Raw genomic sequence first — 16,179 nt, 5'->3', positions numbered from 1 at the left:
CTCATCGTCACTCCTTTAGGCCTCATTCAATTCCACCACTTTTGCCTTACGGCAAGCATGAGAGAAGCTCGGGTCATACAGCTTAGAATCGACGAAATCATCAATCGCAAACACCTTGCTGACAATGATCATCGCGGTAGAGCGAATATTAGCAGCATGCATCTTGTCTGCGATGTCTGCCAAGGTGCCACGCAGGATACGCTGCTCTGGGTGTGAGGCTTTCTCGACCACACACACCGGCCAGTTTTGTGGATACACCTCACTCAACTCACGCACGACTTTACGGATCAAGGTGGCACTCAAAAACAGGCACAGTGTTGCTTCATGGCTGGCGAGTGATTTGAGGTTTTCTTTGTCCGGCACCGGCGTACGCCCCGAGGCGCGTGACAGAATAATGGTTTGACACTCCTCCGGTAGCGTCAACTCTTGTCTTAGCGCGGCTGCCGAGGCCTGAAACGACGACACGCCGGGGATAACTTGGTAGCCGATAGCCAAATCATCTAGTCGACGCGTTTGCTCGGCGAGTGATGAATAAATTGACAGATCCCCGGTTTGCACGCGAGCTACATCTTGCCCTTTAGCATGCGCGTCGGTATATACCTTTGTGATCTCATCGAGATCCATGTTGGCTGAGTCAAACACTTTTGCATCTGGCTTGGCACGTTCAATCACCGCTTTGGGCACCAGACTCCCTGCGTACAAAATCACAGGACAGGTTTCTATCAGTTTTGCGCCTTTGACTGTGATTAAATCCGGGTCACCCGGTCCTGCGCCAATAAAATAGACGGTCATGCTAATTCCTTATCAGCTTGAGCCTTCGCTGGAAAAGGCTTTAAGGTGTCAATCAGTGAGCGCCCAGGCGTCTGGCCTGTTTTGGCTTGGCCATCCTCAAGACGATATTTGTTTTTGTAGCCTCGCGGGGTCACAATCCAATCATCAAAACGATAGCTGCTTTCATTGCCAACAATCACCGCCGCGTTCATACCAAACTCCAGCTGGGTAAACTCAGCCAAGGTCGATAGTTCAACGCGCTGCTCTTGACGATAAGCGGCATTGACGACCGCCACGGGGGTATCAGCCGGGCGATGTTTGAGCAAGATACGCTGTGCTTCAATGATATGCTGCTGGCGCTTTTTAGAACGCGGGTTATAGAAAGTAATCGCAAAATCGGCCATCGCTGCGGCTTCAATACGCCGCGTGATCACCTCCCACGGCGTCAACAAATCAGACAGTGAAATAGTGCAGCTGTCGTGGCCTAACGGGGCCCCCACCAGTGAGGCGCAGGCATTGGCGGCCGTGATACCCGGAACGGTCTCTACGGCAATCGCGGTGTTGTTCGCCGCAATCAACTCAAACACCAGCGGCGCCATGGCGTACATGCCCGCATCACCGGAGCACACCAGCGCCACGCTTTTACCCTGCAGAACATGGGCAATCGCTGCATCAGCGCGTTGCCACTCTTGCGTCATACCGGTGCGCACTAGCGTCTGCTGGTCAATCAGCGGAGTAATGAGCTTTACGTATGGGCCGTAACCAACCACGACATCAGCCTGTTTGATGATTTGCTGTGCTTTGACGGACATCAGATCGAGGCTACCAGGGCCAAGACCCACTAGATACAACTTAGCCATGAGACCTCTCCTCTTGCGGCGCTCGTAGTCTTATCAGGCCTTGGTCGATCTGCTTACATATAATGTCGGTCACCTCGGTCAGTGCCAATAGATTAAAGGCATCACCATTGTCACTTTTCGCCAGCTCAACATCGCAAAACGCCTCTAGTTCTTGCTTAATGCTGTGCATATCCTTGACAAAATGGTTGCCAGAAACCAGCAGCAACGGAATAACCCGCACGGTTGGCCTACGACTTTGGGTCAGTGAATTGCGCAACACGCCTTTGACCAAATTAAACGGCGTCGCCCCCTCTAGCGAGCAAGAGACATTTTTTTCAGCCAACTGCCCAAGCAAACTGTCGCAGTAGGTGATAGCCTGGTGCCCGGCATTGTCTAAATAGGGCGCACCATGGTGAACAAATAGGTTCACGTCACTGCCTTGGCTAAAGCGTTCATTTAAGGCACTGAGCAATGCAGTGGCGTTGTGGGTATGATGAATAATTGCTGGGGTATGCTCTATGGCCGACAAAGAAAACTGCTTAAAGCCCTCGGTGATCATCTCAACCTGCTTATGTTCATCGGTTGGAAACAAGTAGCATGAGACGACTAAAATGCGCTGGTAGCCTTCCAGGTCCAATTGCGCCATTACCGTTGGTAAGTGCATATAATGCTGCTCGTCTTGCGCCAATTTTTTGATCACCATACGTGAGCTCACCGCCAAACGGACCTCACAAGCAGGGTAACGAGCTTGCACTTGGCGTTGCAGCTCTATGTATCTTTTTTGCTCTACGACTGAGCCAAAACAGCTCAATACAATCGCCGTGCCTTGAGTATAGTGTCGTAATCGTTTCATGCCTTGGCTTCCTCAAATGGTGCAAAATAGCGAGGCTCAATCACCTCATAAAGGGGTTGGTGGGTGGCAAGGGCCTTAAACAGCACTCGCCATTGAGACTCACTGAACTCGTCAATACCGCGCAGCCAAATCCCATGATTGGTTAAATCGCCTTCATCAGGCGTCGCTCTTTGGTAAATCACCATTGTGGCTCGATTGCGACACGCACCCGCGCACATAGTGCGACTGATCTTAATGCGCTTATCACCCTCGCCAAGCCCAATGCCTTTCAGAATGCTGCGCAGTTCGTGGGCTAAATTTTTTGCACCGGCTTTGGCACAGCGCGTTCCCTCACACAGCAAAACATGATGAGTGTGAAACAGCATTGGACGATCAAGATCGACATGCTTGGGCTTACATTGATAACCCTCCACCACTTCACTGCCGTGTAAATTGATCTTAATTGGCTGTGCGTTAAGCTTGGCATTTCCATGACGCTCATGGCTGGCATGCTTGCTTGCTTCCCACCAGTTTTTGCGTTTGTGTTTTATCAGCGGCTCGGTGAACTCTAGCCGGCAACAGGCGATGGTCATGTTGTAGCCGTCTTTTTTAAACGTCCATTTCGGCACCAACAACTGCTTGGTTTGGCTCAGCGTGAGTGCTGCAGCCTCCGCGACCGAGTTACTGCCTGTCACTTTTTTAACGTATTCCGATGGGTTCTGGATGCCCTCACGGTTGTCAAGCTGTGAGGGGGCAAAGGTGGTAAAGGGCCACTGTTTCATCGTTGAAAGCTGCTGCAACCCCACTTCATCTGCTTTTAGGTCGATACTGGCCATCAACTTGATGCTGTCGATTGAGAGGTTGAACTCGCCGCTGAACGCCTCAAGGCCGGCTAACAGGGTCGAGATTGGGGTACTGCGATCGCATCCAATTCCAATCACTAGGGATTTGGGTCGCCATAGCACCACCTTATCCTGCCACTGAGTGAGGTTCGGCCTGGCTTGATCGGTTATTAGCAGCGCTGCGTCAAAGTCAGCCGGGTCGATGCCATCAAGGGTGTGATGACACAAGATATTGGACGGCATACGTTTGTCATATTGCCACCAATTTTTTTCTCCGCCTTGCTGCGCGATGATCACTGATTGATCATTAACTATCGCCGCACTCACCTTAGTCACGGCATCCTCACACAAGGCATCGAGTTGCCAGCCAAAACGGGCCCCCAGCATATCGGCCGAGACGTTTTCAGACACATCCGATGCGGTAGTGACGACGGGAGTGGCTTTGACTATGTGTGCTACCCGATGGGTTAATTGATTCGCGCCGCCTCGGTGGCCCGATAGCATCGACACGACAAAGGTGGCTTGCTCATCTAGGCACACCACCGCAGGGTCAGTGCGCTTGTCCTTGATAAGTGGTGCGATCATTCGCATCACGATACCAGTGGCACAGATAAAGATATGTGCGTCAAATTGATCAAAACGCGGGGCAATAAAGGAGGACAGCGGCAGCACCAGCGGTGTGGCGTGCATGTCATCCGTCAAGCCTATAGGGGCGACAAACAGCTCGGCAAACGGCAAGCTGTTTTTTAACCTCTGGCCCTGCTTGGCGCCTTGCTTGGTAATCGCGTATATCGCAATTTTTTTCATATTAGTATTCCATTATCGCGCTTAAGCCACCAACTCGGGCTTGGCTGGCTGCTTGCCGCGCAGCACGCCACGGCGCTCACGAATCGACAGTTGCACCATCGAAAAGTAACGGTGCTCCTGTGGCACCTGGTCTAAATTGGTGTAGATCTCTTGTTTATCGCAGCTGGCGTGTGAGACGTAAGTGGCGCAATGCTCTAATCCCAGAGCTTTCAGTTGGGCTGACAGCGCTGGGATCATGCGCCCTACTTTAATTAACATGATGGTATCGAAGTCTTTGACCAGAGTTTCCAGACAGTCAATCCCATAGGTGGCAGGCACAACACAAAAACGCTCTCTCCCGTCGGCCAGCGGGATTTTCGTCGCCGCTGGCACGGCCGTGATTGAGGTAACGCCCGGGACAATGACCGGCTCAATCTGCGGCGCCAGGACTTCCAGCTCTTCTTGGATATAAGCCCATGTACTGAACACCGAGGGGTCGCCTTCAGTAATGAACACCACCGACTTACCGCTCAGTAAGTACTGGTAGATAGTCGCTGTAGCCACCTGCCATGCTGGTACATTAATTGACGGGTCGCGCGTCATCGGAAAATGGAGAAAGCAGCGCTCGCCTGGGATATCAGTCTCTGCGATGGCACCGGTGACGATCTGCCAGGCAAAAGAATCCGCCGAGCCTTTGTTCTTTTCTGGAATAGCGATCACATCAGCCTGTTGGATCAGGCGCGCGGCTTTTAATGTCAATAATTCACTGTCACCCGTGCCCACGCCAACCGCGTAAAGTTGCCCCTGTGGCCCTGATTGACAACTTGATGTATTGCTCATGAAATTTCTCCTGGCTTTGATGAGCCTTATAATGTCGGGGTGGTTGACCCCGATTTGTCAAACTGACACTGCAAAGGGTGCTTTAGTAAAGGTGAATAGATGGATTGGGTTTTCACCTTGGTAACTGTGGTAATGGGCCAAGGGTTTGAGCGACGAAACATTGACCAGCTGAGCCTCAAACGGCGCGTTGGCCTGCTTGGCCCAGTGATAAATTTCCCCTACGGTATCCACGGTCACTGCGGATACCACTAGCCGTCCATGGTGTTGTAACCGTTGCCATGTGTGATTGAGAATATCGGCCATCTGCCCGCGTGAGCCGCCAATAAACACGGCGTTGGGCGCGGGAAGCTCTGCCAGCGCTTGCGGCGCTTTGTGCTTTATCAAATGGACATTGTCGGTCGCATGGGCGAAGCAGTTGGCTTCAATCGCCTCAAAGCAGGCGGCGTTAGACTCAATCGCAAACACTTGCCCCTGGATGGCAAATTTGGCCGACTCAATCGCAATCGACCCAGAGCCTGCGCCAATGTCCCAAACCACATCTTGGGCGGAGATTTTAAGCTGCGTCAGGGCGAGGTTGCGCACCGATTGCTTGGTGATCAGGCCGTTTTTCGGCATGCGTTTGGAAAAATCTTGGTCCGATGCAAACTGTCCACACCCACCCCAGCGCTGAGCCGCGCCAACAGTGGATGGCTGGCGCTGGGCAATGACCAGGTTCAGCTTATCGAACGCTATCATGCTGTGGGCAAGCTCTTGCGGGGTAAATGTCCGAACGGTTTCGTCAATGCCCCCTAGCTGCTCACACACATGTAATGTCCAGTCCACTTGGCCGTATTGCAGCAAATGAGCCGCAAATATTTGTGGTGTGTTTTGATTGTCGGTCAGAATCGCAAACAGGTCACCAGTTTGCATCCTCGCCACGATGCCGTTGAGCGCTCGCCCGTGCACCGATAAAAATTGCGCTTGTTGCCACGCAAGGCCAAGGCGAGCAAACGCCAATTGGGGAGAGCTTGAGGTAGGGATAAAGCCAAGCTCTTCAGCCGGTAAGTGCTTTAATAGGGTCGAGCCGATACCAAAAAATAGCGGGTCTCCAGAGGCCAAGATCGCCACACCGCCCTCTTCGCTCTCATCAATCACGTGACTGAGCCAGGTGCTGAACCCTTGCGTCATATCGAGAAACACACCGTCAAACTGCGGAAACCACGCTCTGTGCCTTGGATGGCCCGCAACCACGCGAGATTGACTGACAATACAGACCGCTTTACTGGTCAAGCTGACGCAGCCGTCCTCGGGAACGCCTACGACATAGATGTTGGGCTGAGGACGATTGACAATCGCGTTCATGACACCTCCACCGTTTGATAGAGCAAGGCATGAATGGTGGATACCACCAGCGAGCTACCGCCCTTGCGACCGACACTGGCAATGTAATCCACATTATTTTGCTCGATTAACGCTTGCTTGGACTCTTGCGCTTTAACAAAACCGACTGGGATGCCAATGATCAAGGCTGGAGTAATTTCCCCAGCATCGACCATGCGCAGCACTTCATATAAGGCGGTCGGCGCGTTGCCAACCCCAATAATCGCGCTATCTAATAGCCCGAGATCGCGTGCCTTGCGCATTGCCCAAATCGCGCGAGTTTCTCCGGTTTGCTTGGCTTTAGCGATCACCTCTGGGTCGCTAATAAAGCAGTAGGTTTGATTACCATGCACCTTAGTTCGCATCGGGCTGATACCGCTGATGATCATGCTGACATCGCTGACAATCGGGCAACCCTGCTGCAGCGCCGTTATCCCAGCATCGACTGCGCCACGACTAAATTGATAGAGCTTGGCAAATTCAAAATCGCCGGTGGTATGAATAGCACGACGCACCACCTGCCATTGTTGTGGCTCAAAGCGATGCCCACCGTGTAACGTCTCCATTTCACGGTCGATAATTGAAAATGAATCCGTTTCGATTTGATGCCCTTGCGCCGTCATTTGTTGCATGCTGGCAGGGGCTTTTACAGTATCCATTGTGTGAGTCCGTAGTGAGAGAATCGACAACTCGATCCGAATTAATCCTATTGATAAGAAGCGCTGCGCCCGAGCGGTTGACCATTAAAATCAACCAGCACAACATCGATGGCCAGTGCGTCTGTTATGTAGTTGCTTGCGTGCGCCTTGGCTTCATCGCACAGACGATTGAAATAACGCTCTGGGCTGTGCTTGCGCACCAAATCAAGCACATGTCGCCCGGTATTGGCCTGAGCGATTTGCTGACAAAGCTCGCTGGGAAGGCCCGATTGCTCTGCTAGCACGGCCATTCGCGTGAAATCGATGCGATGGCCCGAAACGTGGGTCATCATTCGCCCAGAAATCAGCTTACCCATTTTGCCAATCATCACCACCAAGGTGACGCTTGCAAGCCCATAACGCTTTGCTGCGCGCAATCCAACTCCGATAAAATCTCCTGCCTGGATCAAGGCCATCGGCTCTAGACGCGGTAACAATTGTCGAGCAGCTTTTTCCGAGCGACTGCCTGTGGTCAATGCCACATGTGACAAGCCGTTTGCCTGGGCTATTTGAATAGATTGACGCACAGAAGCGGCAAAGGCTGAGGTTGAATAAGGTATGACTGTGCCTCGAGTGCCCAAGATGGATATCCCGCCGATTAACCCAAGGCGCTCATTGATGGTCTCTTTGGCAGCGACTTTGCCGCCGGGAACAATAATGGTCAGCTCAACGCCATAGTGGTCTTGCCATAATTCACTGGCGTTTAGCCATTCCAGGCGGGCCATCTCGATGATGTTGGCGCGTGGCACAGGGTTAATCGCTGGCTCCCCCACGGGCAGTTCAAGGCCCGGCTTGGTTACCACAGCGACGCCCAAGCCCCCCTTTAGGTGGATACCTGGTGCGTTGACTAAACGGGCTTGGCACTGAATTTCGAGTCCGTGGGTACAATCTGGATCGTCTCCCGCATCCTTAATCACCCCGCACAGCACTGAATTGATAGCGGCCCAATTAACATTGCAGCGCTCAGAGTGTGCAGCAACCGCGTCTTTCGCCGCATTTTGATTGGCCACAATTTCGGTGCGAGCAAGGGTAAAATTGACCCACTCTCGGTTGGGAATTTGAATACTGACTTGGTGAGAAACTTGACCGTCAATCAAGCCGCGCACCGCCGCACGGGCCGCCGCTGCCGCGCACGCGCCTGTGGTGTAACCACCGCGTAAGTCTTGATTGGATGTTGAACGTTTGAGTTTGCCCACAAGTTACTTCTGCTCAGCGCATGCACTGAGTCCGCCTAAAAAAAGTTATGCGGGCAGGTGTCGATATCGAAAGATAAACGACGCTGAGTGCTCCCGCCCAGGTAGTTTTGGTGTTGGTGCTGTGTATTTAGCAGGGTCTGACTTACGAAACGAATTTCGCTTACAGTTGCGGGTACAGTTCTGGATTTTCACCAGATTCACTGGAGGCTGAACGTATTCAGCCACTAAATACAGTTTTAAATGTTTTATTCCAAGCTCAGGTATTCTCTGCTCTGGATAAGTGGGTTGACACATAACGCTCAAGACATTCTGAGGCGTCTTTCGATGCATCATTAGCATTGCCGTTTTATATGGGCTCCCTTAACCAAGGTGAACAGCGACTGCTCCTGATTGGTAATCTATCTATATGGAGAACAATATACCTATTTTCTAGAATAGCTCAAGCCATCAATAGCTTACTGATGCCATGGCAGTGACATAAATATCACGAAGTCGAGCCCGAAGCCCAAACTAACCGGGTACCGATGGCTTTTGCTCCATCTGTAGTTACACGGTCACACCAGCGTCTTCAAAGCTTGCCATATTGTTGTAAAATTCTGCGGCGGCTTTCACCAGTGGATAGGCCAACGCTGCCCCTGTCCCTTCGCCTAAACGCATGTTCAGCGATAACAGTGGCTGGGCGTGCAACGACTTTAATACGCTTTGGTGCGCGTGTTCATCTGACTGATGAGCAAACAATAGCACCTCACGAACATTAGGGTCGATTTGCACCGCAACATAAGCCGCAACCGATACAATAAAGCCATCGACTAACACTGGCACGCGACGTTGAGATGCCTCGATAAATCCACCCACCATCTGAACTATCTCAAAGCCGCCTAACTGGCGCAGTGTTTCTTTTACCGTTGGAGTCCCTTGCTGTACTCGCGCCACCCCCGCTTCAATTAAGCTTACTTTTTTCTCGAGTTGGGTATCGTCAATGCCAGTACCTTTGCCGACACAGTCACGGACCGAAAGACCACTCAAGGCAGCAAATAGTGCCGAGGCGCTGCTGGTATTGCCGATCCCCATCTCGCCAAACATGATCAAGTTACACCCTTGCTCAATCTTTTGGGCAACGATTGCTTGGCCAAACTCCAATCCATTGGCAAGCTGCAGTGGGTCAAGCGCCGACTGGTAAACAAAGTTTTGCGTGATCGACCCCAAGCGTTGTTTGACAAAGTTTGGCGAGGCATGCTCAATGTCGGTCAAAATGCCACAATCGACAATCGTGAGAGGGATAGCGTTTGAGCGGCAAAAGCAGTTGATGGCCGCACCGCCCGCAATAAAATTCTGCACCATTTGTGTGGTCACAATACTCGGTGCAATGCTAATCCCTTCTTCGGCAATGCCATGATCACCGGCAAACACGAGTAGCGCAGGGCTCTCAACATCAATCTGTTCGACGGTGTCATTGCACCCCAGTAGCGCCAGTTGCTTGGCCACGTCTTCTATTTGTCCCAAAGCGCCGACGGGTTTGGTTTTTTGATCAATAATCGTCTGGATTCTTACTAATTTGCTTTTGTCTTGCATGTTGCCTATTCCTATGGCTCGGCGAGCAAGTAACGCTGATAATCAACGCTACTCTATGTTCCTAACTGTGCCTGTCTATAGTGATTTATTTAATTCAACTATCAAATTAAGTTTGCCCTAAAAGCATATCCTCTACACCATCCTAACTATTTACAACGCTGCTCTTTTTGGCTGAATTCCCCTCCCCGAATCTAGAGTGCGGAAAGGAATTTATACAAGAGACTCTTGGCTAATCGAATTTTGCTCAAAAAAAACCAACAAGACGTTGCCGACTAATTCATCTACTTATGATGATACTGAACTAGAGCAGTGAGGCAGTCTTACACACGGCCTTTTCAGCTCGGCAGAACATACTCGATTGCCCATGTTTCGCCTCACACAGTTTGGCGGTTTTTTGCTGAGCAATCGCTTTAGTAAGGCCAATATCAATATAGTCCTCAGTAAATGGGCTCAAGTGACAAACGTGGATCTTGCCGAGTTTTTTCTGGTCAATTTTCGGCGCGGCAGTGGTGGAGCTCATAAAGAACAGCGCCACTAAAGGAAGGACAACTCTTAACATAGTCAATGACTTCTTCAATTTGATGAATAACTTAATCAGGGTGGACAAATTACTATATTCTGTACTTAACGCCTAGCTAATATTGGGACGGAAAGGCTACATTCTCCCAAGACGCCAAAGTGACATCGTCACGGAAGGCCTTAATTCTTATGGCAAGAAAATAGGGCTCCCTTTGGCCTAGTATACTTGGACGTTGGGGTAATCTCTTTTTGCTATGCAATAAACTTATATGCAACCAATGCTTCACATGCTGCTAAGTGCATGTTACGCTTATGTAAACACTGTAAATAGTTATAGTATCTATCAATAAATATCGTTTCATTATTGATACTTATCTAAAGTCTTGTTTAGGGAGTTTAATGAGCAATGGATGTCTATGATGACCTAAAGCAGTTTGAAGTCACTACCGGGTACGATGCTGCTATCTTCGTTAGTATGCCAAGGTGTACCCGCCACAGTAAAACCCGCAGTTACGCGCTGTTAGATCAACTCAACGAAAAGTCTTCTCATGACTTAATCGAAGTTGTCGAAAAATTCGATGATGTAGCGGCAATAAACAGCACTCAACCCAATGAGCAGCAGCCTTTTGCCTCATCACCGCAACACCTTAGCGAAGATCAGACGATCTTATCCAGCCTGAGTAAGGTATCGATCGCACATAACCTAGCCACAAAGGCGCCGGTTGAAATCGACAGTCAACAAAACCGAGAACCGACTGACGACACACACACCTCACCATCAGAGAGCGTCACACCATGCCCTTAATATCCGTAACCTCACCAAAAGGGGGAGTGGGCTGCACCACTCTTGTCGCGAACCTTTGTTATGCGCTATCCAATAAGGGTATTAAGGTGTTAGCGATTGATTTTGATCGCCAAAATGCCCTTCGACTCCACTTTGGGGTGCCTATCTCAGATGAACGTGGCTACGTTGCATTGAGTCAAGAACGTTCCAGCTGGGGTGAGATGGCCTTGTCGTATAAAAACAATATTTTTGTACTGCCTTACGGCGAGATCAGCAAAGAGCAAAGCGAGTCATTTGACGCTCGATTAGCTCAGGACCCACTGTTCGTTTCAAGGGGACTGAACTCACTATTGCAAGATCCTAAATTAGTGATCATTGCCGACGTACCCGGAAGTAACTTAGCGGCGCTCAGTGCAATATCCAGCATTGCTGACATTTGTCTTATCCCTTTTCTTGCTGACACTGCCTCGATACATCTGTTGCCTAAAATTGAAAAACATATTGCTGATACCCCCCCCTGCCCACACTATTTTTTGCTTAACCAAATTGATCTGAAAAAGAGGGTGAGCAGTGAGGTGATCATATTCAGTGAGAACCGTCTTCAAGATAAGTTGTTGGGTCAAATCCATAAAGATGAAAGCGTTGTTGAAGCTAACGCCTCACAAAAATCGATTTATGAGTTTAATCCCAGCTCATCTGCTGCTTTCGACATTGACATTATTAGCGATAAGATTGCCCAGATTTTAAATATTAAAATTGGCGATGGAGTGACCTCTTAATCACGATAATCTGAACTTCAATAGCGAACCTATTATGAAGACTATTAGACTAATTTTACTCCTGGTCGTTGTCGCTCCTATAGCGATGTTGGTGATCATGACACCGATGGACGGCGAAAAGCAGTACCTATTTGCCCTGTTTAGTATCGTGGCATTATTGCTGCTTAACTTTAATAAAAGCCGTAAGGTCTCGATCGTTTTGGTGGTCTTTTCCATCCTGACCTCAACTCGCTACCTCTACTACCGCGTAACTGAAACCCTGTTCTTTGAAACGCAATTCGAAGCCATCTTAGGCACGATACTGTTCATTGCTGAGCTGTATTCGTGGATAATGCTACTGCTCGGTTACTTGCAAACCACCTTTCCACTTGAGCGAAAAATCGAGCCCCTGCCAAAAGACACCTCACTTTGGCCCACTGTGGATGTGTATATTCCAACCTACAACGAAGAACTGGATGTGGTACAAGACACCGTTCTCGCAGCGCAATGTATCGATTACCCACGCGACAAACTCAATATCTATCTGCTCGACGATGGCAATCGCAAGGAGTTTGCCATTTTCGCCGCCAGTGCTGAAGTGGGTTATATTACTCGTACAGATAACACCCACGCTAAAGCCGGTAACCTTAACAATGCGCTGAAGCTCACCAAAGGCGATTTGATCTGTATCTTTGACTGTGACCATGTGGCAACCAGGATTTTTTTGCAATCGACCGTTGGTGCCTTTGTCAAAGACCCCAAATTGGCCATGATCCAAACACCGCACCATTTCTATTCTCCCGATCCTTTTGAACGCAACCTTTATGGTGGCCGAGATATTCCCAATGAGGGTGAACTCTTCTATGGCCCAATCCAGCAAGGTAACGATGTCTGGAATGCGGCTTTTTTCTGTGGCTCATGCGCGGTTTTAAGACGCACAGCGATTGAGGAAATTGGCGGCATCGCGGTTGAAACCGTGACTGAAGATGCCCACACCGCGCTAAAAATGCAGCGACTCGGCTGGAGCACGGCCTACTTACCACTGAGGATTTCTGCCGGGCTCGCCACCGAGCGATTGGGGGTTCACGTCGTGCAGCGCAACCGCTGGGCAAGAGGAATGATACAGATATTTCGCCTAGATAATCCCTTGTTTGGTAAGGGGCTCAGTATTCAACAGCGACTGTGTTATCTCAGCGCGATGATGTACTTTTTATTTCCTTTGCCGAGAGTCGTCTACTTGGTTGCGCCGCTTGCCTATTTGTTGTTTGACTTAAAAATCATCCACGCTTCTGCCCCGGTGATTTTTGCCTACGCATTGCCACACTTTGTTACCTCGATTGTAGTGACGTCGCGACTCAATGGCCCGCATCGATACAGTTTTTGGGGTGATATTTATGACATCACACTGTCATTGCACCTAGTTATCCCTACCTTGATCACTATCCTGTTCCCACACAAAGGCAAGTTTAATGTCACGGATAAAGGCGAGCTGCTCAACAAAACCTATTTCGACTCTCATATTGTCCGTCCGCATATTATCGTCGCCCTATTGCTACTTTTTGCGGTGCTATGGGGGGGCTGGAGAACTCTGTTCCCTGACCAATTTGACGTCAATCCCAATGTTATTGCGCTCAACATTGGCTGGGCATTTTACAGCCTGATTTTCTTGGCGGCGGCAATCGCGACGGCAAGAGAAACCAAGCAGATACGTAATACGATTCGCTTAGATGTCAACATTCCGGCCGTGGTGCATTATGTAAACGGTATCGCCTCTCGCACCTGCACCAAAGAGATCTCAATGGGCGGCTGCCTGCTTAGTCTCGACACTAAGCCAGACTGCCCAATTGAACATATCGAGTTAGAGCTCAATTCTGGCGCGACGTCGATTCCAGTGGCAAAAACCATTAACAGTGCCAAAGGGTGTGCATTGCAGTTTGACGATATGACCATAACCCAGCGACGTGAATTGGTGAGAATTGTGTTAGCTCGCGCCGATGCTTGGGTTTCTAAACCAAGGGCTAAAGATCACCCACTACGCTCAGTGAAAACTATTTTCCAATGCATCTTTGACGTGTTGATCGCGGCGATTGACGACCGTCGTCGTAGCAAAGACTTAAAAAACGCCCAAGCCACAGAGAAGGAGCCGGTGTAATGATACGATCCGCGTTGCTTAGCGTGTCTAAGTTCACCTATTTACTCGTTAGCCTGCTGATCACTTGCTATGCCCATGCCGAGCAGAACAATGCCAAGCAAGTCACTTTCGAGCAACTGGGTCATACCCAAGGTATCCGCTTTATGCAGGGGCAAACCCAAGCAGGTTTGGGCCTGGGCATTCCTGCAAATCAATTGGTCACTAACACGCAGCTCGTGTTAGATATCGATGTCAAACAAACACTGATTGATCGCGGTGATAGTTTGGCAGTGAGTGTTAATGGACAGCAAGTTGGCCAATTGCCCTTTGGCAACATGTTTGATAATGAGCAAAGTTATTTACTCGATATTCCGGCCGTGCTGATGACCTCACAAGTCACGATTGGCTTTGAGGTCAATCAGGCCGAGCAGGTATTATGCTACCCTGAAGATGTACCCACACCCGACTTAACGATTCTGCCCACCAGCCGGTTCATCGTTGACGGCACCGAACTAAAGATCACACCCGACCTCAGCCGATTCCCAGAGCCGTTTATTGATGTTGGCCATTTCGACGGCGGTAATATCTATATCGCCTTGCCAGAGTCGCCATCCAGTGCCCAGATTTCCTCAGCCGCTATGCTCTCCTCTTGGTTTGGTACTCAGACGACCAATCTATCCAGCAGCTATGTGGTCACCCTCGGTGACCTGCCGGCAGAGAATGGCATTGTCATCGCCGAGCCTGGACAAACCATTGGCTCATTAACCTTCCCTGCCAGTGATGAGCCCTACCTAAAAATTGTCACTAACCCGATAAGTCCTAACCACAACCTGCTTATGATTGCAGGTCAAAGTAAGCAACAGTTGCGCTCTGCGGTTTGGTCTCTGGTCCATGAGACCTTCCCCCACAGTGCGCAATATTTTGATGTCAAAGCTCAGACTATCACTAGGCGTAAGGCCTATGACGCACCCCGCTGGTTGCCCACCGATCGCCCGACTTATCTGCGTGAACTGCTCTCCGACTCACAAAGCCTTGTGACTCCCGGAGTGTGGCACGAGCCGATGAGAATCAGCTTTCGAGCCTCGCCTGATCTGTTTTTGTGGGATGGTAAGAGTATCCCACTGAATATCGATTATCGTTTCCCCACCGTGGATTGGATGAATGATGATCAGTCACAGCTCAGTATCAGCCTCAATCAGCAGTACTTGACTGGATTAGGTGTGAATAAAACCGGCTATCTCGAGCGGGTTTGGCACTGGCTGGGACAAGATATTAGGAGAGAAAATGCTCGCGTTCCTGTTCAGCCTTATATGATCTATGGCGATAACGAGCTGTCGCTGTTCTTTAACATCTCTTATCAGCCTGGTACGCCATGTAATAGCCTGGCCAATGCCAACATTCGCAGCACGATTGGAGAAGACTCCAACCTAGATCTTTCCAAGACTCGCCATTTCTCCAAACTGCCTAATTTGTCTTTCTTTGTTGGAGCTTCATTCCCGTTTAGCCGATTCTCAGATTTATCCAACACCGCGATTATCTTGCCTGAAATTCCTCAACCAGAGCAAATTGAGGTGTTGCTCGATCTAACCTCCCGCTCAGGCAATGCCACTGGCACGATTGCCAGCTATCCAGATGTGTATTTAGGAATGCCAGCACCAAGTCGTTTGGTATCGAAGGATATTCTGGCTGTTTCGCTGCTATCTGACGCTAAGTTTAATCAGGCGCTGTTCGTAGATTCACCCTATACCATGAGAGCAAATTATATTGGCTTAAAAGAGTTTAGCTGGCTAGAAAAAGGGCTCAATATCCTACTTGGCGAGTGGCATTTGCAGCGTTTGGAGGCCGAGCGATACTTTGCCTCAACATCGCAGTGGCGTGGTTTTTTGAGCTACCGTTCACCCTGGGACCAGGAGCGAGTGGTCGTGTTAGCGTCAGCATCACACAACAGCGAGTTGGCAAAAATTGGCACCGACCTGCAGTCGCATACCATTAATGCCGCTATTCGGGGCGACACCTCAATCATTACTAGCGACAACGATGTGGTGAGCTACACAGTTTCCAACAGCTTCCCCTCAGGGGAGCTCCCCTGGTATCAGGTGATCATGTGGTACGCCAACCAACACAGTATCATGCTGGTCGGGATTCTGTTGTTACTCTCTACAATCTTAGGTTTCGCTATCTATCCCGCGCTGGTCAAAGTCGCAAGAAGACGACTGGCTTCCCCTGACAACCAACATAGAGATCATTAATTA

At 49.9% G+C, this 16,179-nt stretch carries 14 protein-coding genes and 1 riboswitch; of the genes, 4 read left to right on the top strand and 10 right to left on the bottom strand.

The genetic code is table 11. From position 1 onward, the window contains the following. Positions 1-15: 15 nt before the first annotated feature. The 10 genes from cobM to ACZ5R2_RS09725 all read right to left on the bottom strand — a co-directional run bounded on the left by cobM (position 16) and on the right by ACZ5R2_RS09725 (position 10,294). Positions 16-792 carry a precorrin-4 C(11)-methyltransferase gene (gene cobM, locus ACZ5R2_RS09770; protein ID WP_464902072.1) on the bottom strand — a complete coding sequence of 259 codons (777 nt, stop codon included), beginning with the start codon at positions 790-792 and terminating at the stop codon, positions 16-18. Continuing rightward, positions 789-1,631 (bottom strand): precorrin-3B C(17)-methyltransferase, encoded by an 843-nt coding sequence (cobJ, locus tag ACZ5R2_RS09765; protein WP_464902071.1) that lies wholly within the window; start codon positions 1,629-1,631, stop codon positions 789-791. The genes cobM and cobJ overlap by 4 nt, the downstream gene beginning before the upstream one ends. After that, positions 1,624-2,463 (bottom strand): sirohydrochlorin cobaltochelatase, encoded by an 840-nt coding sequence (locus tag ACZ5R2_RS09760; RefSeq protein ID WP_464902070.1) that lies wholly within the window; start codon positions 2,461-2,463, stop codon positions 1,624-1,626. The genes cobJ and ACZ5R2_RS09760 overlap by 8 nt, the downstream gene beginning before the upstream one ends. Beyond that, complete coding sequence (locus ACZ5R2_RS09755) at positions 2,460-4,091, bottom strand: cobalamin biosynthesis protein (RefSeq protein ID WP_464902069.1); 1,632 nt, start codon at positions 4,089-4,091, stop codon at positions 2,460-2,462. The genes ACZ5R2_RS09760 and ACZ5R2_RS09755 overlap by 4 nt, the downstream gene beginning before the upstream one ends. 21 nt (positions 4,092-4,112) lie before the next feature. Beyond that, a complete protein-coding gene (gene cobI / locus ACZ5R2_RS09750; protein WP_464902068.1) occupies positions 4,113-4,910 on the bottom strand; it encodes a precorrin-2 C(20)-methyltransferase in 798 nt (265 codons plus the stop codon). Between the two features lie 57 nt (positions 4,911-4,967). Then, positions 4,968-6,251 carry a precorrin-6y C5,15-methyltransferase (decarboxylating) subunit CbiE gene (gene cbiE, locus ACZ5R2_RS09745; RefSeq protein ID WP_464902067.1) on the bottom strand — a complete coding sequence of 428 codons (1,284 nt, stop codon included), beginning with the start codon at positions 6,249-6,251 and terminating at the stop codon, positions 4,968-4,970. Beyond that, positions 6,248-6,928, bottom strand: coding sequence for a precorrin-8X methylmutase (locus ACZ5R2_RS09740; protein WP_464902066.1), 681 nt, complete (start codon positions 6,926-6,928; stop codon positions 6,248-6,250). The genes cbiE and ACZ5R2_RS09740 overlap by 4 nt, the downstream gene beginning before the upstream one ends. Positions 6,929-6,975: 47 nt before the next feature. Then, the gene (locus tag ACZ5R2_RS09735) at positions 6,976-8,163 is read right to left on the bottom strand and encodes a cobalt-precorrin-5B (C(1))-methyltransferase (RefSeq protein ID WP_464902065.1); all 1,188 of its coding nucleotides are present in this window, start codon (positions 8,161-8,163) and stop codon (positions 6,976-6,978) included. A 112-nt stretch (positions 8,164-8,275) separates the two neighbouring features. Beyond that, a riboswitch (cobalamin riboswitch) is annotated at positions 8,276-8,407 on the bottom strand. Between the two features lie 302 nt (positions 8,408-8,709). After that, a complete protein-coding gene (gene cobT / locus ACZ5R2_RS09730; RefSeq protein WP_464902064.1) occupies positions 8,710-9,735 on the bottom strand; it encodes a nicotinate-nucleotide--dimethylbenzimidazole phosphoribosyltransferase in 1,026 nt (341 codons plus the stop codon). Positions 9,736-10,036: 301 nt separating this feature from the next. Further along, positions 10,037-10,294, bottom strand: a complete 258-nt coding sequence (locus ACZ5R2_RS09725; protein WP_464919409.1) for a hypothetical protein — start codon at positions 10,292-10,294, stop codon at positions 10,037-10,039. Positions 10,295-10,660: 366 nt separating this feature from the next. Between ACZ5R2_RS09725 and ACZ5R2_RS09720 the strand changes: the two genes are divergently transcribed. From ACZ5R2_RS09720 to bcsB, 4 genes are read left to right on the top strand one after another with little or no spacing between them, the layout of a single operon-like run. Next, positions 10,661-11,059: a hypothetical protein gene (locus ACZ5R2_RS09720; RefSeq protein WP_464902062.1), complete on the top strand. Its 399-nt coding sequence runs from the start codon at positions 10,661-10,663 to the stop codon at positions 11,057-11,059. After that, positions 11,050-11,817 carry a cellulose biosynthesis protein BcsQ gene (bcsQ, locus tag ACZ5R2_RS09715; RefSeq protein ID WP_464902061.1) on the top strand — a complete coding sequence of 256 codons (768 nt, stop codon included), beginning with the start codon at positions 11,050-11,052 and terminating at the stop codon, positions 11,815-11,817. The genes ACZ5R2_RS09720 and bcsQ overlap by 10 nt, the downstream gene beginning before the upstream one ends. A gap of 34 nt (positions 11,818-11,851) precedes the next feature. After that, complete coding sequence (gene bcsA / locus ACZ5R2_RS09710) at positions 11,852-13,948, top strand: UDP-forming cellulose synthase catalytic subunit (RefSeq protein WP_464902060.1); 2,097 nt, start codon at positions 11,852-11,854, stop codon at positions 13,946-13,948. Then, positions 13,948-16,176 (top strand): cellulose biosynthesis cyclic di-GMP-binding regulatory protein BcsB, encoded by a 2,229-nt coding sequence (gene bcsB / locus ACZ5R2_RS09705; RefSeq protein WP_464902059.1) that lies wholly within the window; start codon positions 13,948-13,950, stop codon positions 16,174-16,176. The genes bcsA and bcsB overlap by 1 nt, the downstream gene beginning before the upstream one ends. The last annotated feature ends 3 nt before the right edge of the window (positions 16,177-16,179 follow it).

It is taken from the genome of Vibrio sabulosilitoris (assembly GCF_055391395.1).
This window is presented reverse-complemented; position numbering and strand designations above follow the sequence as displayed.

Coding starts and splice junctions, on each gene's coding strand:
- cbiE (WP_464902067.1), bottom strand. CDS start 6,251: ATGAACGCGATTGTCAATCGTCCTCAGCCCAACATCTATGTCGTAGGC.
- ACZ5R2_RS09760 (WP_464902070.1), bottom strand. CDS start 2,463: ATGAAACGATTACGACACTATACTCAAGGCACGGCGATTGTATTGAGC.
- ACZ5R2_RS09720 (WP_464902062.1), top strand. CDS start 10,661: ATGGATGTCTATGATGACCTAAAGCAGTTTGAAGTCACTACCGGGTAC.
- ACZ5R2_RS09740 (WP_464902066.1), bottom strand. CDS start 6,928: ATGGATACTGTAAAAGCCCCTGCCAGCATGCAACAAATGACGGCGCAA.
- cobJ (WP_464902071.1), bottom strand. CDS start 1,631: ATGGCTAAGTTGTATCTAGTGGGTCTTGGCCCTGGTAGCCTCGATCTG.
- ACZ5R2_RS09725 (WP_464919409.1), bottom strand. CDS start 10,294: ATGTTAAGAGTTGTCCTTCCTTTAGTGGCGCTGTTCTTTATGAGCTCC.
- bcsB (WP_464902059.1), top strand. CDS start 13,948: ATGATACGATCCGCGTTGCTTAGCGTGTCTAAGTTCACCTATTTACTC.
- bcsA (WP_464902060.1), top strand. CDS start 11,852: ATGAAGACTATTAGACTAATTTTACTCCTGGTCGTTGTCGCTCCTATA.
- bcsQ (WP_464902061.1), top strand. CDS start 11,050: ATGCCCTTAATATCCGTAACCTCACCAAAAGGGGGAGTGGGCTGCACC.
- cobI (WP_464902068.1), bottom strand. CDS start 4,910: ATGAGCAATACATCAAGTTGTCAATCAGGGCCACAGGGGCAACTTTAC.
- ACZ5R2_RS09755 (WP_464902069.1), bottom strand. CDS start 4,091: ATGAAAAAAATTGCGATATACGCGATTACCAAGCAAGGCGCCAAGCAG.
- cobT (WP_464902064.1), bottom strand. CDS start 9,735: ATGCAAGACAAAAGCAAATTAGTAAGAATCCAGACGATTATTGATCAA.
- cobM (WP_464902072.1), bottom strand. CDS start 792: ATGACCGTCTATTTTATTGGCGCAGGACCGGGTGACCCGGATTTAATC.